The sequence below is a fragment of the Microbacterium sp. ZW CA_36 genome (assembly GCF_044987475.1).
Classification (GTDB): Bacteria; Actinomycetota; Actinomycetes; order Actinomycetales; family Microbacteriaceae; genus Microbacterium.
The window spans coordinates 1-21207 of record NZ_JBJDRL010000067.1 but is presented as its reverse complement, the minus strand read 5'-3'; the positions used below and the strand labels follow the sequence as shown (position 1 = coordinate 21207).

Annotated in this window: 16 protein-coding genes and 2 riboswitches; of the genes, 6 read left to right on the top strand and 10 right to left on the bottom strand. The window is 71.0% G+C overall.

The window, feature by feature from the left end:
• Positions 1 to 298: 298 nt before the first annotated feature.
• From gcvP to ACI3KX_RS18890, 9 genes are all read right to left on the bottom strand, one after another.
• Complete coding sequence (gene gcvP, locus ACI3KX_RS18930) at positions 299 to 3208, bottom strand: aminomethyl-transferring glycine dehydrogenase (RefSeq protein WP_404910704.1); 2910 nt, start codon at positions 3206 to 3208, stop codon at positions 299 to 301.
• A complete protein-coding gene (gene gcvH, locus ACI3KX_RS18925; protein ID WP_404910703.1) occupies positions 3205 to 3588 on the bottom strand; it encodes a glycine cleavage system protein GcvH in 384 nt (127 codons plus the stop codon). The genes gcvP and gcvH overlap by 4 nt, the downstream gene beginning before the upstream one ends.
• Positions 3585 to 4718, bottom strand: coding sequence for a glycine cleavage system aminomethyltransferase GcvT (gene gcvT, locus ACI3KX_RS18920; protein WP_404910702.1), 1134 nt, complete (start codon positions 4716 to 4718; stop codon positions 3585 to 3587). The genes gcvH and gcvT overlap by 4 nt, the downstream gene beginning before the upstream one ends.
• A gap of 45 nt (positions 4719 to 4763) precedes the next feature.
• A riboswitch (glycine riboswitch) is annotated at positions 4764 to 4869 on the bottom strand.
• Positions 4870 to 4967, bottom strand: a riboswitch (glycine riboswitch).
• Between the two features lie 42 nt (positions 4968 to 5009).
• Complete coding sequence (locus tag ACI3KX_RS18915; RefSeq protein WP_404910701.1) at positions 5010 to 6182, bottom strand: MarP family serine protease; 1173 nt, start codon at positions 6180 to 6182, stop codon at positions 5010 to 5012.
• A 113-nt stretch (positions 6183 to 6295) separates the two neighbouring features.
• Positions 6296 to 7162, bottom strand: a complete 867-nt coding sequence (locus ACI3KX_RS18910) for an ABC transporter ATP-binding protein (RefSeq protein WP_404910700.1) — start codon at positions 7160 to 7162, stop codon at positions 6296 to 6298.
• Positions 7159 to 8058, bottom strand: coding sequence for an ABC transporter ATP-binding protein (locus tag ACI3KX_RS18905; RefSeq protein ID WP_404910699.1), 900 nt, complete (start codon positions 8056 to 8058; stop codon positions 7159 to 7161). The genes ACI3KX_RS18910 and ACI3KX_RS18905 overlap by 4 nt, the downstream gene beginning before the upstream one ends.
• Entirely contained in the window at positions 8055 to 9035 is a 981-nt protein-coding gene (locus tag ACI3KX_RS18900; RefSeq protein WP_349428985.1) for an ABC transporter permease, read from the bottom strand. The genes ACI3KX_RS18905 and ACI3KX_RS18900 overlap by 4 nt, the downstream gene beginning before the upstream one ends.
• 103 nt (positions 9036 to 9138) lie before the next feature.
• Positions 9139 to 10134, bottom strand: coding sequence for an ABC transporter permease (locus tag ACI3KX_RS18895; protein ID WP_349427891.1), 996 nt, complete (start codon positions 10132 to 10134; stop codon positions 9139 to 9141).
• A gap of 43 nt (positions 10135 to 10177) precedes the next feature.
• Complete coding sequence (locus ACI3KX_RS18890) at positions 10178 to 11854, bottom strand: ABC transporter substrate-binding protein (protein ID WP_404910698.1); 1677 nt, start codon at positions 11852 to 11854, stop codon at positions 10178 to 10180.
• Positions 11855 to 12112: 258 nt separating this feature from the next.
• On the opposite strand from ACI3KX_RS18890, the gene ACI3KX_RS18885 reads away from it, so the two are divergent.
• From ACI3KX_RS18885 to ACI3KX_RS18860, 6 genes are all read left to right on the top strand, one after another.
• A complete protein-coding gene (locus tag ACI3KX_RS18885; RefSeq protein ID WP_404910697.1) occupies positions 12113 to 12817 on the top strand; it encodes an NUDIX hydrolase in 705 nt (234 codons plus the stop codon).
• Positions 12818 to 12841: 24 nt separating this feature from the next.
• On the top strand, positions 12842 to 14194 hold the full coding sequence (gene nadA / locus ACI3KX_RS18880; RefSeq protein WP_404910696.1) for a quinolinate synthase NadA: 1353 nt from the start codon (positions 12842 to 12844) through the stop codon (positions 14192 to 14194).
• The gene (nadB, locus tag ACI3KX_RS18875) at positions 14191 to 15918 is read left to right on the top strand and encodes an L-aspartate oxidase (protein WP_404910695.1); all 1728 of its coding nucleotides are present in this window, start codon (positions 14191 to 14193) and stop codon (positions 15916 to 15918) included. Before nadA ends, nadB begins: the two co-directional genes overlap by 4 nt.
• The gene (gene nadC / locus ACI3KX_RS18870; RefSeq protein WP_404910694.1) at positions 15912 to 16769 is read left to right on the top strand and encodes a carboxylating nicotinate-nucleotide diphosphorylase; all 858 of its coding nucleotides are present in this window, start codon (positions 15912 to 15914) and stop codon (positions 16767 to 16769) included. Before nadB ends, nadC begins: the two co-directional genes overlap by 7 nt.
• Positions 16770 to 16794: 25 nt before the next feature.
• Entirely contained in the window at positions 16795 to 17958 is a 1164-nt protein-coding gene (locus tag ACI3KX_RS18865) for a cysteine desulfurase family protein (protein WP_404910705.1), read from the top strand.
• Positions 17959 to 18228: 270 nt separating this feature from the next.
• Complete coding sequence (locus tag ACI3KX_RS18860; protein ID WP_363352877.1) at positions 18229 to 19182, top strand: glycosyltransferase family 2 protein; 954 nt, start codon at positions 18229 to 18231, stop codon at positions 19180 to 19182.
• A 21-nt stretch (positions 19183 to 19203) separates the two neighbouring features.
• Here the strand turns inward: ACI3KX_RS18860 and ACI3KX_RS18855 are convergent.
• A partial coding sequence (locus ACI3KX_RS18855; protein WP_404910693.1) for an ABC transporter ATP-binding protein occupies positions 19204 to 21207 on the bottom strand: 2004 nt, incomplete at its 5' end.

Genomic DNA, 21207 nt, shown 5'->3' with positions numbered 1-21207 from the left:
CGCTGCACTGCCCCATCGGCCACGCCGCGCCGCCGCATCGGCCACGCCGCGCCGCCGCATCGGCCACGCCGCAGGCCATCACCCGCACCAGGCGGGTCCGCGCGAGCCCCCGCCTCCGCGAGACAACAGCGGGCGGACGAGACCGTGGGGTTCACCCAGGGTCTCGTCCGCCCGATGGGGTCTCGCGGAGGTGAGGCCAGGGCCCTGGGCGCTCGACCACCGGCCCACGGCGCGCCGCCCGGAGACGGGAACGAGCGGGATGCCGGGGGCACCGGCATCCCGTCGCTCAGGCGTCGTGTCAGGCGAAGGCCTCGATCGGCGGGCACGCGCACACGAGGTTGCGGTCGCCGTAGGCCTGGTCGATGCGACGCACCGGCGGCCAGTACTTGGTGCGGACGAGCGTGTGCACGGGGTACACGGCGGTCTCGCGCGAGTACGGGTGGCTCCACTCGCCGGCGACGACGGACTCGGCCGTGTGGGGGGCGTTCACCAGTGGGTTGTCGTCGGCGGGCCACTCCCCCGCGGCGACGCGCTCGGCTTCGGCCTTTATCGCGATCATGGCCTCGATGAAGCGCTCGATCTCGCCGAGGTCCTCCGACTCGGTCGGCTCGACCATGAGCGTGCCCGCGACCGGGAACGACATCGTCGGAGCGTGGAAGCCGTAGTCGATGAGCCGCTTGGCGACGTCGTCGACCGTGATCCCGGTCGCCTCGCGCAGCGGCCGCAGGTCGAGGATGCACTCGTGCGCGACGAGGCCGTCCTCGCCGGTGTAGAGCACCGGGTAGTGCTCGCGCAGGCGCACGGCGATGTAGTTCGCCGCGAGCACGGCAGCGGCGGTCGCGTCGCGTAGCCCCTCGGCGCCCATCATCCGCACGTACGCCCACGAGATCGGCAGGATGCCGGCGGAGCCGTGCGGCGCGGCCGAGATCGGTCCGCCGTCGAAGACGCCGCCCGCGTGGTCCCTGCGCTGCGAGAACGGGTGGCTCGGCAGGTAGGGAGCCAGGTGCGCCTTGGCCGCGACCGGGCCGACGCCCGGACCGCCGCCGCCGTGTGGGATCGCGAACGTCTTGTGCAGGTTGAGGTGCGACACGTCGCCGCCCAGATCGCCGAACCGGGCGTAGCCGAGGAGCGCGTTGAGGTTCGCGCCGTCGATGTACACCTGGCCGCCTGCGTCGTGCACGGCCTGCGTGATCTCGAGCACGTCGTGCTCGTACACGCCGTGGGTCGACGGGTACGTGATCATCAGCGCGGCGAGCTCGTCGGCGTGCGCTGCGATCTTCGTCCGCAGGTCGTCGAGGTCGACGTTGCCGGCGTCGTCGCACGCGACCACGACGACGCGCATGCCGGCCAGGACGGCCGAGGCGGCGTTGGTGCCGTGCGCCGAGGACGGGATGAGGCACACCGTGCGTTCCTGGTCGCCGTTGGCGCGGTGGTAGCCGCGGATCGCCATGAGCCCGGCGAGCTCGCCCTGCGAGCCGGCGTTGGGCTGCAGCGACACCGCGTCGTACCCGGTGACCTCGGCGAGCCACACCTCGAGCTGCTCGATGAGCGCGAGGTAGCCGTGCACGTCGGCCTCGGGCGCGAACGGGTGCACGCGCGAGAACTCCGGCCACGACACCGCCGCCATCTCGGTGGCGGCGTTGAGCTTCATGGTGCACGAGCCCAGCGGGATCATGCCGCGGTCCAGCGCGTAGTCCCGGTCGGAGAGCTGCTTGAGGTAGCGCATCATCGCCGTCTCGGACCGGTGCGTGTTGAACACCGGGTGCGTGAGGAACTCCTCGACGCGGTGCAGCCCCGAGGGCACGCCGGCGAGGGGCTCGGCATCCGCGTACGGAAGCGTGCGCTCTCCCTGCTCGCCCGCTCCGAGGAACTCGTCCTCGGGCAGCCCGAAGGCCCACGCCACGGCAGCGAGATCATCGGCGGTGGTGGTCTCGTCGACCGACACCCCGACCGTCGCGTCGTCCGCCCAGAACAGCTGGTAGCCGCGCGATCGGGCGCGCTCGATCACCCGTCGCGACGCACCCGGTGTCGCGACCCGGATGGTGTCGAAGAACGCGTCGGAGCGCAGCGACAGGCCGTACGAGCGCAGCCTGGCGGCGAGCGCCTCGGTCTTCTTCGCCACGTCGGTTGCGATCGCGCGCAGCCCGTCGGGGCCGTGGTACACCGCGTACATGGAGGCCATGACGGCCAGCAGCACTTGCGACGTGCAGATGTTCGACGTCGCCTTCTCGCGACGGATGTGCTGCTCGCGGGTCTGCAGCGCCAGGCGGTACGCGGGGTGTTCCGCGGCATCCTGCGAGACGCCCACGAGGCGGCCGGGCAGCTGGCGCTCCAGACCCTGGCGCACGGCCATGTAGCCGGCGTGGGGGCCGCCGAAGCCCAGGGGCACGCCGAAGCGCTGCGTCGTCCCCACCGCGACATCGGCCCCGAACGAGCCGGGCGAGCGCAGCAGGGTGAGCGCGAGCAGGTCGGCGGACACGACGACGAGCGCGCCCGTCAGGTGCGCCGCGTCGACGACGCCTGCCGGGTCCCACACGTTGCCCGAGGCGCCCGGGTACTGGATCAGCACGCCGAACGGCTGGAGGGGCTCACCGGCCGCGTTCTCGAGCAGCGCGCCGTGGGCGAGGTCGAGCTCCACGAGCTCGATGCCGACCGCCGCCGCGCGATGGGCGAGGAGCGCCTTCGTCTGCGGCATGGTGTCGGTGTCGACGACGAAGACGTTCGACGGCGACTTCGAGCCCCGGCGCGCGACGAGCATGCCCTCGACGACCGCGGTCGACTCGTCGAGCATCGACGCGTTCGCGGTCGCGAGGCCCGTGAGGTCGGTCACCATCGTCTGGAAGTTGATGAGCGCCTCCAGGCGCCCCTGCGAGATCTCGGGCTGGTACGGCGTGTACGCGGTGTACCAGGACGGGTTCTCGAGAACGTTGCGCGCGATCACCGACGGGGTGATCGTGTCGGCGTAGCCGAGGCCGATCATCGGCCGGGCCGCGCGGTTCTGCGAGGCCAGCATGCGCAGCTCGGCGAGCGCCTCGGCCTCCGTCGCCGCCGGCGGGATGTCGCTCGTCGGGCGCGCCTGGGCATGGATGGATGCCGGCACCGCCGCCTGCACGAGCGCGTCGACGCTGTCGTAGCCCAGGGCGTCGAGCATCGTGCGCTGGGCCGCGGCATCCGTCCCGATATGACGATCGACGAACAGACCCGTCATTCGGCGCCGCCCGTGAGCGAGATGTACGCGTCGCGGTCGAGCAGGTCGGCGACCGCCGCCGGGTCGACCGTCAGCTTGACGAGCCAGCCGGCGCCGAACGGATCGGCGTTCACGAGCGACGGGTCGTCCACCACGGCGTCGTTGATCTCGAGGACCTCGCCGGTCAGCGGCGCGTAGAGCTCGCCGACCGACTTGGTGGACTCGATCTCGCCGACGACGGTGGCCGCGGTCACCGTGCTGCCCACGGCGGGCAGCTCGACGAACACGACGTCGCCGAGCTTGTCGGCCGCGTAAGCGGTGATGCCGACGGTCGCGACGTCGCCGTCGAGGGCGATCCACTCGTGCTCGGCGGTGTACTTGAGGGCGGTGAGGTCGGTCATTTGTTCCTCCGGTAGAAGGGCAGGTCGGTCACGGTCGCGGGGATGCGGGTGCCCCGCACGTCGATGAAGAGCGTGGTGCCGGGCGCGCTCGCGGACGGCGGGACGAAGGCCATGGCGATGGGATGCCCGAGGGTCGGGCTGAGCGCGCCGCTGGTGATCTCGCCGACCGGCGTCTCCGCGTCGGTCGCGTCGAACACCGCGTAGCCGGCACGACCCGCGCGCCGGCCCTCGCAGGCGAGGCCGACGAGCACGGGAGCATCGGGCGTCACGACGGCCGCGAGCCCGGCCTTGCCGACGAAGTCGTCCTTGTCGACCGCGACGACGCGGCCGAGGCCGGCCTGGGCGGGAACGATGTCGCGCGAGAGCTCGTGGCCGTAGAGCGGCATCCCTGCCTCCAGGCGCAGCGTGTCGCGCGCGGCGAGGCCCGCGGGAACCAGTCCGAGCGGTTCGCCGGCGGCCAACAGGGCGTCCCAGAGCGCCGGCGCGGAGGACGCTCTGATGTACAGCTCGAACCCGTCCTCGCCGGTGTAGCCAGTGCGGCCGACGTGCATCGGCACGGGCTCCTCGCCCGGCGCTGCGAACCGCGCGTGCGCCATGCGGTAGTACTTGAGGTCGCCGAGCGCAGCCGAGAGGTCGACGATCCCGGCCGTCGCCTCGAGGATCTCCTGCGATGCCGGGCCCTGCACCGCGACGAGCGCGATGTGGTCGGTCGCGTCGTCGATGTCGACGTCGAACGACTGCGAGCGCTCTGCGAACGCCGCCGCCACGGCTGCGCGGTTACCCGCGTTCGCCACGACCATGAGGCGCTCGGGGTTGTGGCGATAGACGATGACGTCGTCGATGATCCCGCCGTCGGCATCCAGCACCAGGCTGTACTTCGCCTGGTCGTCGGTCATCGCCGACAGTCGTCCCGCGAGCGCGTAATCCAGGAACGCCCCCGCCTCCGGTCCTTCTACCAGGAACTCGGCCATATGCGAGATGTCGAAGAGGCCTGCGGCCGTGCGCACCGCGTGGTGCTCCGCAAGGTCGGAGCTGTAGCGCACCGGCATGAGCCAGCCGCCGAAGTCGGTGAAGGAGGCGCCGAGCGCCTCGTGGCGGTCATGCAAGGCAGTCGTACGGAGTTCTGTCATGAGTTCTCCCGGTCGCGGACGGGCAGACGCCGATCGACGTCTGTGAACTCCCCCTCTGTCATGGGCCTGAGAGCTTCGCCGGATGCGGGGCATCCTGCTTTCACCGTCGGCGGATCTGCGAGCTTCGCTCGAAATCGCTTTCCAGAGTCGGCCTGCCCGAACGGTACGCGGTACCTGAGAGATTGGCGGGGAGGCTTGCTCCTTCGGTGCTCGGCGATCGCGCTGCCGAGGCTCTCCCGCCCGGGTGATGGGCCGTATTGACTTGCGCAGCAAGCATAGCGGTCGTGGTGGTCAGCCGACGCAGGAACCGGTCGACACGGTGTTCGAGAGCGACGGCGCGCGCGCCGCCACCGGGTCGAGCTCGGCCATCGTCATCGCGTAGCCGAGGTTCTCGTCGTTCTCCGCGCGGGCGAAGACCACACCGGCCACGGCTCCGTCGTCGGTGAGCAGCGGACCGCCCGAGTTGCCGGGCCGCACAACGGCATCGAGGGCGTAGATCTCCCGCGGGTTCCACGACCCGTCGTAGACGTCGGGCACGTTCGCGGTGCCCACCGACTCCACACCGGCCGGGACCATCGTGAACGGGCCGCCGTAGGGATAGCCCTGCACCGCGGCCGCGTCACCGGGCGCGAGCGTCGGCGAGAACGGGAGGACGTCGGCACCCAGGTCGTCCACCGCGATCACCGCGAGGTCGTCGACCGGATCGAAGTACACGACGCGTCCCTCGCGTGCCGCCACGCCCGGCAGCTCGACGATCGGGGTGTCGACGCCGGCGACGACGTGGGCGTTCGTGACGACACGGTCCTCCGCGATGACGAATCCGCTCCCGGCCGATCCGCGCCCGCAGGCGTACGCGTTGCCCGACACGCGGGCGACGGATGCCGCGGCCCGCTGCAGCTCCGGATCGTCCAGGGCCACCGGGGGCGCGGGATCCACCGTCGCGGGGCCGAGCAGCTGGCCGAGGCCCGGCAGGCTGTCCTCCAATACCGCGCCGCGCAGCTGTGCCAGCGCCGCGGCGACCGGGTCGGGCGTGGCCGCCTCGATCCCGCGCAGGATGCCGGACGAGGCGACGGCGGACGACACGATCGGGATGCCGGCGACGGCGATCGCCGGGGCGACGAACGCGAGGGCGAGGATCGCGGCGAGCACGGAGGCGATGCCGCCGAGGAAGCGCTCGATGCCGCGGAGCTTGAGCCGGTCCGCGCCGGAGCGCAGCGCCGAGCCGATGGCGGCGCCGATCGCGGCGCCGGCGAAGACGAGTCCGATCGCGCTGGCGATCACGGCGGGGCCGCGCCAGACGGGCGAGGGCACCCATGTGCTCACCAGCGGCGTCAGCCAGTAGGCCGCGAACGCGCCCGCGGCGAGCCCGGCGAGCGTGCCGATGCTGGCGAAGAAGCCGCGCTGGACACCGCCGATGCAGGCGGCCACGAGGAGGAGGACGATCAGCACGTCGACGACGATCATCCCCACTCCTTCCGCCGCCAGGACCCGTCTCGACAGGCTACGCACCCTGCCTGGGAGAACGACCCCGACCCCCGTTCCCCGGCGTGTCGGGGAAGCGGAGGTGGAGCGATGCGTCAGGGCCGCGTCGCCGCCAGCTCCCGGCGCACCTCGTCGCGCAGCATCCCCTGGTTCTCGGGGTCGGGAGCGGCACCCAGCAGCGTCCGCGTGTAGTCGTGCTGCGGGTCGAGGATGACCGTATCGGCGGGCCCGCGCTCGACGATGTCACCGCGATACATCACCAGGATGTCGTCGGAGAAGTGCCGGGCGGTCGCGAGGTCGTGGGTGATGTAGAGCACGCCCAGATGGTCCTCGCGCTGCAACTGCGCGAGCAGGTTGAGCACGCCGAGACGGATCGACACGTCGAGCATCGAGACCGGCTCGTCGGCGATGATGAACTGCGCCCCGGGCGCGAGCGCCCTCGCGATCGCGACGCGCTGGCGCTGACCGCCCGACAGCTCGTGCGGGCGGCGCTCGGCCATCTTGTCGGTCGGTGTGAGGCGCACGCGGTCGAGCAGCTCGAGCACGCGCCGGCGCACCTCCGCCTTGCCCATCCCGGGATTGTGGATGCGCAGCGGGCGCTCCAGGTGATGCTCGATCGAGTGGAACGGGTTCAGCGACGCGAACGGGTCCTGGAACACCATCTGCACGTCGCCGCGGTAGGCCGCGACCTCGCGGCTGCGGTTGCCGGCCGGCTTGCCGTCCAGCAGGATCTGCCCGCTCGTCGGAGTCTCGAGGCGGGCGAGCATCTTCGCGATGGTGGACTTGCCCGAACCGGACTCCCCCACCAGCGCGATCGTGCGGCCTGCCTCGAGCGTGAACGAGACGTCCTTCACCGCGTGCAGGGTGGAGAAGCTCAGTCCGCTGCGGAGCCGGAAGTCCTTGACGAGGTTGCGGGCCTCGAGAGTGCGCTGTCCGCGCGCGGTGGCTGGCTGGGCGCTCATGCGGCTCCTCCTTCGAGCGGGACGGCGCCCGCGGCCGAGCCCAGCGTCGCCGAGACCGGCTGCGTGCCGGTGCGCACGAAGTCGCCCCGGTCGCCGCGCAGGCTCGGGAAGCTCGACAGCAGCTTCTTGGTGTACTCGTGCTGCGGGTCGCGGTAGATCTCTGTGGCGGTGCCGAGCTCGACGATCCCGCCCTGCAGCATGACGGCGATTCGGTCGCTGATCTCGATCAGCATGGGCAGGTCGTGCGTGATGAAGATCACGGCGAACCCGAGCCGCTCGCGCAGGCGCATGATCTCGCGGATGATGCCGCGCTGCACCACCACATCGAGCGCGGTGGTCGGCTCGTCCATGATCATGACCTGCGGGTCGAGCGCGAGCGCCATCGCGATCATGACGCGCTGCCGCATGCCGCCCGACAGCTCGTGCGGGAAGCTCGACAGGCGCTTCGGGTCGACGCCCACGAGCTCCAGGAGCTCCTCGCTGCGCTGCTGCTTCTCGCGCTTGGACATCTCCGGTCGGTGCGTCGTGAACACGTCGAACAGCTGGGCACGGACGTTGATGACCGGGTTGAGCGAGTTCATCGCGCCCTGAAAGACCATCGACACCTTGTCCCACCGGAAGCGGCGCAGCTCCTCGTCGGCGAGCCCCACGACGTCGATGTCCTCGCCGGAGCGGTCGTGGAACACGATCTCGCCGGACGTCATCAGCGCCGGCGGCTTCAGAAGCCGGTTGACCCCGTACGCGAGGGTGGACTTGCCGCAGCCCGATTCGCCGGCGAGTCCCAGGATCTCCCCCCGGTGCAATGTGAGCGACACGTCGCGCACCGCCTTCACCGGCGGGTCGACCTCGTACTCGATCGACACGTTCCTCGCCGTGAGGACGGCATCGCGGTTCATGCCTCGACTCCGTTCGTGGTGCGGATCGACTCGACACCGCGTCCGGCGCGCTTGGCCCGGCGCACGCGCCGCGCGTTCTCCGGGGCGAGCCGGAGCTTCGGGTTGATGATCTCGTCGATCGAGAAGTTGATCAGCGACAGCCCGGCGCCGAGCAGCGCGATCATGAGGCCGGGCGGGACGAACCACCACCAGGCGCCGGTTCCGAGCGCCTGACCCGTCTGCGCGTCGTTGAGCATCGTGCCCCACGTGATCGATCCGGTGGGTCCGAGTCCGAGGTACGACAGACCGGCTTCGCCGAGGATGGCGAAGATGATCGCGAAGAGGAATTGCGCTGCCAGGAGGGGCAGCAGGTTGGGCAGGATCTCGACGCGGATGATGCGCACCGTCTTCTCCCCCGCCACGCGGCTGGCGGCGACGTAGTCGCGTGACCGCAGCGAGCGCGCCTGCGCCCGGAGGACCACCGCCGAGCCCGCCCACCCGGTGATGCCGAGCACGACGGCCACCAGCATCCAGCTCCGCCCCGGGATATAGGTGGCGATCACCATGACGAGGGGAAGGCCGGGGATGACGAGCATGATGTTGGTGAACAGCGACAGGATCTCGTCCCACCAGCCGCCCTTGTAGCCGGCGATGATGCCGAAGACGATCGACAGGACGAGCGCGATGAGGCCCGCGGTGATGCCCACCATGAGCGACCCTCGTGTGCCCCACGCGAGCTGGGCCAGGACGTCGTAGCCGAGCTTGGTCGTGCCGAGGAGGTGTTCCGGGCTCGGCGGCGACAGCGCCGGGTTGTCGGAGTCCATCGGATCCTGGCAGAACAGCGGCCCCAGGATGCCGAACAGCACGATCCCGACGACGATGAGGAGGCCGAGGGCGAGCTTGAGCGACATCCGCGGGAGCAGCTGGCGGATGCCGCGCCGAGCGGCGGATGCCTCGTCTCGGGCCGCGAAGACCTCGGCATCGACGGGCGGCGTCATGAGCGCGCCGGGAGCGACGATGGCGGGGTCGATGGTGCGGTCGGAGAGCGTCTCGGGGGCGCGCTCGAGATCGACGGTCGGCGGTTCGGTCACTTCGACCCTCTCAGACATTGTGACGCGCTCTCGGGTCGATGAATCCGTAGACGATGTCCATGATGAAGTTCGCCGCGAGCACCGCGACCGTGATCACGAGGAACACGCCCTGCATCAGCGCGTAGTCGCTGTTCTGCACGGACTGGATCATGAGCTTGCCGATCCCGGGGTAGGTGAACACCTGTTCCATCACGATGGAGCCGGCCACGACGAAGCCGAGCGAGATGCTGAAGCCCGCGATGGACGGGATCGCCGCGTTGCGCGTGGCATATGTGCGGAGGATGCGCATCGGCTTCAGTCCCTTGGCCTCGGCCGTGACGATGTAGTCCTCCGACACGGTCGACACCATCATGTTGCGCATGCCGAGCAGCCAGCCGCCGACCGAGCTCAGCACGATCGTGAGGGCCGGGAGGAACCCGTGATAGATCGCGCTGCCGATGAACTCCCAGCTCCACTCCGGGCCGTCGGGGAACGCCCACACGTCGTATCCGCCGAAGATCGGGAAGACGCCGAGCGCGACCGAGAAGATCGCGACCAGCACCAGTGCCAGCCAGAAGTACGGGATCGACTGCAGCACGGTCGTGAAGGGCACGAGGTGGTCCACCCAGGTGCCTCGCCGCCAGCCCACCCAGGCGCCGATCCCGACGCCGAGCACGAACGAGATCACGGTGGCGAGGCCCACCAGGATCACCGTCCATGGCAGGGCCGCGGCGATGAGCTCGGTCACCGGGGTCGGGTACTTCGTGACCGAGACGCCCAGGTCGCCCTGGAGCATCCGGCCCCAGTACGCGACGTACTGCTCCCACATCGACGACGAGTCGCCGCCGAGCAGGGCCTTGATGTTGCGGACGGTGGTCTCGGTGAGCTCGCCGCCCGCCCGCTGCATCTTCGCGAGGAGGATGTCGGCGGGGTCACCGGGCAGAAGCCTCGGCAGGAGGAAGTTGAGGGAGATCGTCGCCCACAGTGTCACCACGTAGAACGCGATCCGCCGCGCATAGAACTTCATTGCGGCCCGCTCCTCCGTGCCGCGGCTTCTGCCCGGTTCTGCATTACTTCACCGGCTCCAGGTGCTGGAGGACGTAGCCGGACGCGACCGAGCCCCAGGCGGGCGGGAAGGCGTACAGGTCGTCCTCGGTCGGCCAGCCCGTGAAGTCCTTCGTGTTGAAGAACGTCTGGGTGGCGTTGATGACCAGCGGGATGTAGGGCAGGTCGCGCACGATCTCGGCCTGCACAGCGGCGTACGCCTCCTGCTTGACGGCCTCGTCATTCGTGGCGGCGGCCGCGGCGACGGCCTCGTTCACGATCGCGTTGTCGTAGCGGCTGAAGTTCCAGCGACCGGCGGGAACCTCCTGACCGACCTGCGACGTCGACTCACCGATGAACCAGTCCTTATAGATCTGGAAGGGGTCGGCGACCGAGGTGCCGATGACGCCACCCATGATGAGCTGGTACTGACCGGTCTGGCGGGCGTCCGAGAACTCCTGCCACTGCACCGTCGAGGCGTTGACCTTGATGCCGGCCTCGGCAGCCTGCTCAGAGATGAGCTTCGCGGCGTCGTTGTAGTCGGTCCAGCCGTCGACCGAGACGAGGCTCAGCTCGAGCGGGGCGCCGTCCTTCGCGTAGAAGCCGTCGCCGCCCTTCGCGTAGCCGGCGGCCTCGAGGATCTCACCGGCGGCCGCCGCGTCGGGCGACTGCGGGCTGACCTCGTTCGCCGGGTCGGCGACCCACTTCTGGTCACGCGGCAGCAGCGCGAAGGTGGGCGAGATGTCGCCGGTCAGGCCGACGAACGCCTTCTCCTTGATCGTGCCGCGGTCGATCGCGACGTTGAGCGCCTGGCGGACGGCCACGTCGGTCTGCGGACCGGTGCAGCCGAGGTCCGCGTTGGAGCAGGTGTACAGCACCGTCGGGTCCTGCGGCGTGTTCAGCATGCTGATCACGCCGTTGGAGGTCACCGAGTCGGGGTTCGGCACGAACATCCCGGTCCAGTCGAGCTCGCCGGCGGTGAGCAGGTCCTGCGCCGACTGGTTCGCGTCGATGCCGATGTACTGCACCTTCTTGATCGCGGGCACGCCCTCGTCGCGGAACTCGTCGTTCGCGACGACGGTGTAAGAGGCATCCGTCACCTTGTCGACGACGTACGGACCGGTGCCGACCGGCTCCTCGTCGGTGAAGGTGGTGTAGTCCTCGACCTCCGACCAGATGTGCTCGGGCAGCATCCAGGTGGTCCCGAGGATCTGGAACTCGTTGGTGAACTGGGGCGTCTCGTAGGTGAGCACGACGGTCGTGTCGTCGGTCGCCTCGGCCGAGACGAGACCGTCGCGGTGGTTCGGCTCGTAGTTGAACGTGAACGCGGCGTCGTCGGCGGTGAAGTCCTCGCCGTCGTTCCACTTCACGCCGTCCTTGAGCTTCACCGTGATGACGGTGCCGTCCTCGTTGTACTCGAAGCTCTCGCCGAGCATCGGTGCAGGCGCCTCGTCGGCCGTCTTGTTGTAGAAGAACAGCGGCTCGTAGATCGGACCGAGTGCGGCGTGCAGCACGCTCGGCGAGAAGGGGTTGAAGTTGGCCTCGATGGGAGTCTGGCTGCCGGCCCAGACCCTGAGGGTGCGTCCTTCGGAATCACCGCTGTCGTCGCCGCCACCACCGGCGCAGCCCGACAGGCCGATGCCGAGGATAGCTGTCCCGGCTACGGCGATGAGCGCCGCTCGGCGCTTCGCGTTTCGAATCATCGTTGGTTCTTTCTCTCGTGCGGCATTGCAGGGAGGAGTGCGAGGGCACCCGGGGCATTCATTAAGTACTGAGCCCTAACAAATGTTTGAACGTAAACCTAACAAACATTCCCGCCGCTCCGCATCCCTCCGAGCCCGTCGGCGCGTCACGTCTTCGCAACGGTTCACGCGAAGGTCGAGTCGCACGCGTCGATTACGGTCCTGGTTTGGCTTCTGGTCGTCATGACACTATGATCGATTCCGACAGTTAGAGTCACTATGACCAGAACAGCTCCTGACGCCCTCTCCCCCGCCGACGCGATCCGCGTGGCGGTGTCGACCGTGATCTTCACGCTGCGCCGCCTGCCCGGCAGCGACGCGGTCCAGGTCGTGCTCCCGCTCGTGCGCCGCACGCGGGATCCGCACGAGGGGCAGTGGGCGCTTCCGGGCGGCTGGCTCGACGCGACAGAGGGGCTCGCCGCTGCGGCGTCCCGCACCCTCGGCGAGACGACCGGACTCGCGCCGAGCTATCTCGAGCAGCTGTACGCGTTCGGCGCCGTCGATCGCTCCCCCACCCGCGTCGTCTCGATCGTGTACTGGGCGCTGCTGCGCGGGGACGAGATCACCGACAGCACCGTCGAGAACGTCTCGTGGTTCGACGCCGCGTCACTGCCCTCGCTCGCCTTCGATCACAACGAGATCGTCGAGTACGCGCTGTGGCGCCTGCGCAACAAGGTCGGCTACAGCCGCATCGCACACGGCCTCCTCGCCGACGAGTTCACGCTGGCGGATCTGCGAGAGGTGTACGAGGCGATCCTCGGCCGGCGGCTGGACCCGGCGAACTTCCGCCGCCAGGTGGAGAACTCCGGCACCCTCATCCCCACCGACCGCTTCCGCACCGGCAGCCACCGCCCGGCGCGCCTGTACCGCTACAACCAGGATGTCGAGCTCGCCGACCGCGGCCCGCTCGACGCCCGCGACTGACCCCACCCGAACGGAGCGCCCGACATGCCTGCCGTCAGCATCACCCTCAACCCTCGACCCGAGCTCGATGCCTCCGTCGATCACGCGATCCAGGCGATCATCGCGGGCGCGTCGACCGGCGAGACCTGCAACACCGATCTCGCCGCCGGCCCGTGGGACTTCGACACGCGCCCCGGCTACGGTCCGGGCTCGTCGATGGGCGACGTCATCCCCACGGGATCCCCGCGCCAGGGCGAGCTGCCCCGCGCATACCGCGAGGCGTCCGAGCCGGAGCTCGCCGAACGCATCCGCATCGCCAAGGCCACCCTCGGCGACCGGGTCGTGGTGCTCGGCCACTTCTACCAGCGCGAAGAGGTCGTCGTGCACGCCGACTACGTGGGTGACTCGTTCCAGCTCGCGAACGCGGCGCTGGAGCACCCGGATGCCGAGGCCATCGTGTTCTGCGGCGTCCACTTCATGGCCGAGACCGCCGATCTGCTGTCGCGCCCCGAGCAGGCCGTGATCCTGCCGAACCTCGCCGCCGGCTGCTCGATGGCCGACATGGCAGACATCGACCAGGTCGAGGACTGCTGGGAGCAGCTCGCCGAGGTGTACGGCGACATGGATGCCGTGGACGCGGACGGCCTCATGCCCGTCATCCCGGTCACCTACATGAACTCCTCTGCCGCGATCAAGGGCTTCGTCGGCCGGCACGGCGGCATCGTCTGCACGTCGTCCAACGCGCGGACCGTGCTCGAGTGGGCGTTCCAGCGCGGCCGCCGCGTGCTCTTCTTCCCCGACCAGCACCTCGGCCGCAACACCGCGAAGGCGATGGGCGTGCCGCTCGAGCAGATGCCGATGTGGAATCCGCGCAAGCCGCTGGGCGGGGCATCCGTCGACGCCATCGAGGACGCTCGCGTCATCCTGTGGCACGGCTTCTGCTCGGTGCACCGCCGCTTCTCGGTCGAGCAGATCGAGAAGGCGCGGGCCGAGCACCCCGGCGTGCGGGTCATCGTGCACCCCGAGTGCCCGATGGACGTCGTGGACGCCGCCGACGAGTCCGGTTCGACCGACTACATCCGCAAGGCGATCGAAGCGGCCACCGAGCCCAGCGTGTTCGCGATCGGCACCGAGGTGAACCTCGTGCAGCGCCTCGCGGCCGAGCACCCGCAGCACGAGATCTTCTGCCTCGACCCGGTGGTGTGCCCGTGCTCGACGATGTACCGCATCCACCCGGGGTACCTCGCGTGGGTGCTCGAGGGGCTCGTCGACGGCGAGGTGCGCAACCGCATCACCGTGCCGCAGGACGTCGCCGACCCGGCGCGCCTGGCACTGGAGCGGATGCTGGCGGCCAAGCCCCCGGCAGCGCCCGCGGCCGCCTGGGAGAACGCGTCATGACCGTGCCCGCGGCAGAGCCCCGCGCGATCGTCGTCGGCTCGGGAATCGCCGGACTGCTGACCGCGCTGCACGCCGTCGAGCACGGCTGCCGCGTGACGCTCGTCACCAAAGACGTGCTCGAGCACGCCAACACCCGCTACGCGCAGGGCGGGATCGCCGGCGTCATGTTCGACGACGACCGGGTCGAGGACCACGTGCGCGACACGCTCGTGGCAGGCGCCGGGCTCAGCGACGCCGACGCCGTGCGGGTGCTCGTCGACGAGGGCCCGGCCCGCATCCGCGAGCTCATCGCGCTCGGCGTCGCGTTCGACCGCGACGCCGCCGGCGGGTTCGTGAAGGGCCTCGAGGCCGCGCACTCGTATCCGCGCATCCTGCACGCGGGCGGCGACGCCACCGGCACGGCGATCGAGAAGGCGCTGGTCGCCGGGCTGCGCGCGAGCGACGTGACCGTGATCGAGCACGCCTTCCTGGTGGGCCTCGTGCTCGACGACGTCGCCGCGCCCGCCGCGGGGGCTCGACGGGTCACCGGGGTGGAGCTGCTCATCGGTGAGACGGATGCCGCCCCCGGCCGCCGCGCGACGCTCCACGCGGACGCGGTCGTGCTGGCGACGGGCGGCGCCGGCGAGCTGTACGCGCACTCGACCAACCCCGAGGTGGCGACGGGCGACGGCATCGCCGCGGCGATCCGCGCGGGAGCCGAGGTCGCCGACCTCGAGTTCTTCCAGTTCCATCCGACGGTTCTGGCCGTGGGCGAGTCGTTCCTGGTGTCGGAGGCCGTGCGCGGCGAGGGTGCGACGCTGGTCGACGAGCACGGGCGCCGGTTCGTCTTCGACGCCCACCCCGACGGCGAGCTGGCGCCTCGCGACGTCGTCGCCCGGGCGATCGCAGGGCAGATGGAGGCGCAGGGCGGACGCCCGGTGCTCCTCGACGCGACGCACATCCACTCCTCGGACGCCGGCGAGCGCGCGGCGTTCCTCGCGCGGCGCTTCCCGACGATCGATCGCGCCGTGCGCGAGCGGGGTCTCGACTGGGCGCGCGAGCCGATCCCGGTGACGCCGGCCGCCCACTATCTGATGGGCGGCATCGCCACCGACCTGTTCGGCCGCACGTCCCTGCCGGGTCTCTACGCCGTGGGCGAGGTCGCCCGCACCGGCGTGCACGGGGCGAACCGCCTCGCGTCGAACTCGCTGCTCGAGGGCGCGGTGTTCGGCGCGCGTGCCGGCGACGTGATCGCCGCCGACGCGGCGTCCGCGACGTGGAGCGGCCCGAGGCGTGTCGTCTCGTCGCCGCGCTCCTCGCTCGACGACGGGGACGCCACCCCGTTCGACGCGCGCAGCGAGACCATCGGCGCTCGCTCTGCCGCGGCGCCGTTCACACGGCGAGCGCTGCAGCAGCTCATGTGGGAGCACGCCGGCCTTGTGCGCGACGAGGAGGGACTCGGGGACGCGGCATCCCTCATCGCCCACTGGCGCGCGCAACTGCGCACCCCGGTCGCCGAGCACGACTTCGAGGACGAGAACCTGCTGCTCCTCGCCACGCAGGTCGTCGCCGCGGCCCGCGCCCGCCGGGAGTCCGTCGGTGCCCACTTCCGCTCCGACGACCCTGCGGCCGCAACTCCGCGGGATCCGCACGCGGCAGCGGTCACGGCCGCTCCCGTCACGTCGGTCGCCGCGCTTCGCAGGATTTCGGCATTTCCGGTCGCCGAGGAGGCGGTCGCATGCTGACCCGGGCGATCATCGACCGCACGGTCGCGGCCGCGCTCGAAGAGGACGCGCCGTGGGGCGACCTCACGAGCGAGGCGCTCATCCCCGAGAACGCGGTCGCCCGCGCCGACCTGGTGGCGCGGGAACGCGGCGTGTTCTCGGGGGGCGAGGTGTTCGAGGCCGCGTTCCGCCTGACCGATCCCGCCATTGACGTCCAGCTCGTCGTCGAGGACGGCGAGTGGTTCGAGCCGGGCGCGGTGCTCGCGGTCGTGACCGGAGCCGCCCGCGGAGTGCTCACGGCCGAGCGCATCGGGCTCAACTTCGTCCAGCGGATGTCGGGCATCGCGACGCTCACCGGCACCTATGTCGGCGAGGTGGCCCACACCGGCGCCCGCATCGCAGACACGCGCAAGACGACACCGGGCCTGCGCGCCTTCGAGCGCAAGGCCGTGCGCGACGGCGGCGGTCGCAACCACCGTCACTCGCTGTCGGACGCCGTCATGGCGAAGGACAACCACCTGGCGGTGCTGGCCCAGAAGGGCGTCTCGCCGACGGCGGCGCTGCTCGCCGCGAAGGACCTCCTCCCCCACACCACGCACATCGAGGTCGAGGTCGACCGGCTCGAGCAGATCGAGCCCGTGCTCGCCGCTGGGATCGGCACGATCATGCTCGACAACTTCTCGCTGGACGACCTGCGCGCCGGCGTCGCCCAGGTCGCGGGTCGCGCGACGGTCGAAGCGTCGGGCGGCGTGTCGCTCGAAACGGTGCGCGCCATCGCCGAGACGGGCGTCGACGTGATCTCGGTCGGCGCCCTGACCCACTCCGCCCGCGCGCTCGATCTGGGGCTCGACGTGCGGATCGACGCCCCCTGAACCACGAGACCGGCACCCGATGAGCATGCTCTACCTCGACAATGCGGCCACGACCCCGGTGCGCCCGGAGGTGCTCGAGGCGATGATGCCCTATCTCACCCGCTGGTACGGCAACCCGTCGAGCCACCACACCGTGGGCGAGGCGGCCGCCGATGCGCTGGCCGACGCCCGCGCGCGCGTCGCCCGGGTGCTCGGCCTCCGCGCCGGCGACATCGTCTTCACGTCCGGTGGCACCGAGGCCAACAACCTCGCGATCAAGGGCATCTCCATCGCGGCCGCCCTGCGCCGCGACGGTGCGACGGGCGCCGTGCGCCCCGCGCACGTGGTCACGACTCCGATCGAGCACGAGTCGGTGCTCGAGTCGGTCGCGTACCTCGAGAGGGTGCACGGCTTCGCGGCGACGTACGCGCCCGTCGACGAGCACGGCCGGGTGTCGGCGGATGCCCTGGCGCAGAGCCTGCGCGACGACACGGTTCTCGTGAGCCTCGGGTACGCCAACAACGAGGTCGGGACGGTCCAGGATGCCGCGGGCCTCGCGTCCGCCCTCCGCGAGCGACGGGTGCCGCTGCACCTCGACGCCGTGCAGGCGGCCGGATGGCTGACGCTGTCGGCGGCGGAGCTCGGCTACGACGCGATATCCCTCGCCGGCCACAAGCTCGGCGCGCCGAAGGGCACCGGGGTGCTCGGCATCCGCGGCCGGATCCCGCTCGAGCCGCTGCTGCACGGCGGCGGCCAGGAGCGCGGCCGGCGCAGTGGCACGGAGGACGTCGCCGGCGCTGTCGGGTTCGCCGCCGCGCTGGAGCTCGCCGAAGCGGAGCGCGTCGAGGCATCGGCCCGCGTCGGCGCGATCCGCGACCGCTTCATCGCACGCGTGCTCGAGCTCGTGCCGTCCGCGCGGCTTACCGGCGACCCCGTGCACCGGCTCGCCGGCACCGCGAGCTTCACCTTCGCCGGCACCAGCGGAGAGGCCGTCCTGCTCGAGCTGGAGCGGCGGGGCGTCGTCTCGTCCAGCGGTTCCGCGTGCGCGGCGGGCAGCGACGAGCCGTCGCACGTGCTCCTCGCGATGGGCATCGCGCCCGAGCTCGCGCAGACCGCCGTGCGGTTCACGTTCCCCCGCTGGCTGAACGCACCGCTGGACGCCGTCGCCGACGCGGTCGAGGCATCCGTCGCCGCGGTGGCCGGCCCGTGACCTGGTCGCCCGCGAGGCTGGTTCGACGGCCTCCGAGCCGGCCTGAGAGAGGAGATGCCTGGAGTTGCGCCACCGACCCAGCAGACACCATCCCTCACACCCCATTGAACTTCCGGTTCACACACACGATGCAGGCTGGGTGAACCGGAAGTTCAATGGCGAAATGCAGAGGGTCCGACGGCCCTCGAACCGCCGCATCCCTCCGCACCCCGCGGCGCGAATGCCCGCACGACGGGTCCCGGTGCCCCCGGGCGACCGTAGGATCAGGACGTGACCCCCGCCGTGACCGTGATCGTGCCCGGCTACGACGTGGCGGCCTACGCCGGCGAGGCGCTGGACTCGCTGCGTGCCCAGACGCGGACCGACTGGACGGCGATCCTCGTCGACGACGCGTCGACCGATGAGACCGGCGCCCTGTTCGACGCCGCGGCCGCGGACGACGACCGGTTCCGCGTGGTGCACCACCCGGCGCAGCGCGGCCTCGGCGCCGCGCGCAACAGCGGGCTCGAGCTGGTGCGCACGCCGTTCGTCGGCTTCCTCGACGCCGACGACCGCCTGACGCCTCGTGCGCTCGAGCGGCTCGTCGGCACCCTCACCGCCAGCGGCAGCGACTTCGCGCTCGGTGCGTACGTGCGGCTGCGCCCCGACACCGCGGGGTCCTACACCGCCGGCATCGTGCAGCCGTGGGTCGCGGCCGCCACCGACCCGACGCGTCTCGGGACGACGCTCGACGAGCACCCCGAGGCATCCGGCAACATCGTGGCGTGGTCGAAGGTGAGCCGCACCGACCTCTGGCACCGCACCGGGCTGCGGTTCCCCGTCGGCAAGGCCTACGAGGACCAGGTCGTCGCGCAGCAGATGTACACGCGTGCGCGCGCCTTCGACGTCATCCCCGACGTCGTCGTCGAGTGGCGCGAGCGGGCGGACGGCTCGTCCATCACGCAGCACAAGGGCGAGCTGCCGGTGCTCCGCGACTACCTCGACGCACTGACGGGTGGCATCGCGGTGCTGGATGCCGCCGGCCAGACGCGGGCGGCGGCATCCCGTGTGCGGCTCATTCTCACGATGGATCTGCCGCCCCTCGTCGACCTGGCGCGCGACCACGTCGACGACGCCTATCGGCGCGACCTCGGCGCCTTCGCGCGCGCGCTCTGGGCGCGCACGGACGGTGCGGAACTGCCGCAACCGGCCGCGACCGCCGTCGCCGCAGCCCGTCTGTGGTGACCTCGGCCTGAGGACCCGGCCTCAGTCCTCCGGCCAGTCCGCGTCGCGGATGACGGCCCGGCCGGACGCGAGCACCTCGTCGGGCGTGACCACGGCGAGGTCCGGAGCGATGTCGGCCCGGCGGTCGGGGTGGTCCGCCGGCGGCTCGGCGTCCTCCGCCTCGAGGATCTTGGTCGTCGCGAGCTGTTGCGCCGCGAGTTCGGTGTAGAGCCCGCCGGCGGCGAGCAGCGACGCATGCGTGCCCGACTCGACGATGCGCCCCGCCTCGACCACGTGGATCACGTCGGCGGCGATCACCGTCGACAGCCTGTGGGCGATCGACAGCGTGGTGCGGCCGCGGGCCGCGGCGTCGAGCGCCTCCTGCACGACGCGCTCCGACACGGTGTCGAGCGCCGACGTGGCCTCGTCGAGGAGCAGCACGGGCGGATCCTTCAGCAGCACGCGCGCGATGGCGATGCGCTGCTTCTCGCCGCCCGACAGCCGGTAGCCGCGCTCGCCGACGACCGTGTCGTAGCCGTTCTCGAATCGCTCGATGACGTGATGGATGTTGGCCGCGCGGCAGGCCGCCTCGAGCTCGGCATCCGTCGCGTCCGGCTTCGCGTAGCGGAGGTTCTCGCGGATGGTGGCATGGAACAGGTAGGTCTCCTGCGACACGATGCCCACATTGTCGACGATCGACTCCTGCTGGAGGCGGCGCACGTCCTCTCCGGCGAAGAGCACGGACCCGCCGGATGCCTCGTACAGGCGCGGCGTCAGATAGAGCACGGTCGTCTTGCCGGCGCCCGACGGGCCCACGAAGGCGACGTGCTGGCCGGGCTCCGCCACGAAGGAGACGCCGCGCAGCGTCGCGCGGCTGTCGGCGGCGGCATCCGGGTAGCGGAACACGACGTCGCGGAACTCGATGCGGCCGAGCGGGCCCGGCGCGTCCGCGACGTCGATGGCGTCGGGATCGTCGCGGATCGCCGGCACCAGGTCGAGGTACTCGAAGATGCGCGCGAACAGCGCCGACGAGGTCTGCAGGTCGAGCGAGACGCGCATCAGGCCCATGAGCGGCATGAGCAGCCGCGCCTGCACGGTGGTGAACGCGACGATCGTGCCGGCGGTGATGGCATCGCTGCCGCCGCCGATCAGATACCCCGAGACGAGGTAGATGATCGCGGGGACGCTCGCCATGATGACCTGCACGACCGCGAAGAAGCCCTGGCCGCTCATCGCGCGCCGCACCTGCAGGCGCACCTGGTTGAGGTTCTCGTCGGCGTAGCGCGTCGCCTCGGTGCGCTGCCGGTTGAACGACTTCGACAGCAGGATGCCCGAGACGCTCAGGGTCTCCTGCGTGATCGCCGTCAGCTCCGACAGCGACTCCTGCGTCTCGCCGGCGATGCGCGCCCGCACCTGGCCGACGCGGCGCTGCACGAGCACCAGGAAGGGCATGAGGACGACGGCGATGATGGTCAGCCGCCAGTCGATGAGGATCATGGCGACGAGCGAGGCGACGACCGTGACGGTGTTGCCGAGGATGCTCGTCACGGTGTTCGTCAGCACGCCGGAGACGCCGCCCACGTCGTTCTGCAGGCGCGACTGGATGACGCCGGTCTTGGTGCGGGTGAAGAAGCCGAGCTCCATCGACTGCAGGTGGTCGAACAGCGTCACGCGCAGATCGCCCGTAACGCGGTTGCCGACGGTGGACGTGAGCCAGGTCTGGACCACCCCGAGCCCCGCCGAGAGCAGGAACAGCGCGATCATGGCGACCACGAGCTTCCACAGCAGCCCGAGGTCGGGCGCCGATCCGTCCAGCGGGAACAGCGCGTCGTCGAACACCCGCTGCACCAGCAGCGGCGGGATGACGGCGATGCCCGCCCCCGCGACGACCAGGAAGCCGGTGATCACGATCGACCACTTGTACGGCCGGAAGAGCCCGACGACCCGCTTGCCCAGATCGGGGATCTCCGGCGCCTCGGCGTTCGCCCGCCGCTGCGCGTCGGTGTCGACCGGCCGGAAGCCGGGGTGCCCGCCCCCGCCTCCGCC

Coding starts and splice junctions, on each gene's coding strand:
- ACI3KX_RS18885 (WP_404910697.1), top strand. CDS start 12,113: ATGACCAGAACAGCTCCTGACGCCCTCTCCCCCGCCGACGCGATCCGC.
- nadA (WP_404910696.1), top strand. CDS start 12,842: ATGCCTGCCGTCAGCATCACCCTCAACCCTCGACCCGAGCTCGATGCC.
- ACI3KX_RS18900 (WP_349428985.1), bottom strand. CDS start 9,035: ATGACGCCGCCCGTCGATGCCGAGGTCTTCGCGGCCCGAGACGAGGCA.
- ACI3KX_RS18895 (WP_349427891.1), bottom strand. CDS start 10,134: ATGAAGTTCTATGCGCGGCGGATCGCGTTCTACGTGGTGACACTGTGG.
- nadB (WP_404910695.1), top strand. CDS start 14,191: ATGACCGTGCCCGCGGCAGAGCCCCGCGCGATCGTCGTCGGCTCGGGA.
- nadC (WP_404910694.1), top strand. CDS start 15,912: ATGCTGACCCGGGCGATCATCGACCGCACGGTCGCGGCCGCGCTCGAA.
- ACI3KX_RS18890 (WP_404910698.1), bottom strand. CDS start 11,854: ATGATTCGAAACGCGAAGCGCCGAGCGGCGCTCATCGCCGTAGCCGGG.
- ACI3KX_RS18905 (WP_404910699.1), bottom strand. CDS start 8,058: ATGAACCGCGATGCCGTCCTCACGGCGAGGAACGTGTCGATCGAGTAC.
- gcvH (WP_404910703.1), bottom strand. CDS start 3,588: ATGACCGACCTCACCGCCCTCAAGTACACCGCCGAGCACGAGTGGATC.
- ACI3KX_RS18865 (WP_404910705.1), top strand. CDS start 16,795: ATGCTCTACCTCGACAATGCGGCCACGACCCCGGTGCGCCCGGAGGTG.
- gcvP (WP_404910704.1), bottom strand. CDS start 3,208: ATGACGGGTCTGTTCGTCGATCGTCATATCGGGACGGATGCCGCGGCC.
- ACI3KX_RS18910 (WP_404910700.1), bottom strand. CDS start 7,162: ATGAGCGCCCAGCCAGCCACCGCGCGCGGACAGCGCACTCTCGAGGCC.
- ACI3KX_RS18915 (WP_404910701.1), bottom strand. CDS start 6,182: ATGATCGTCGTCGACGTGCTGATCGTCCTCCTCCTCGTGGCCGCCTGC.
- gcvT (WP_404910702.1), bottom strand. CDS start 4,718: ATGACAGAACTCCGTACGACTGCCTTGCATGACCGCCACGAGGCGCTC.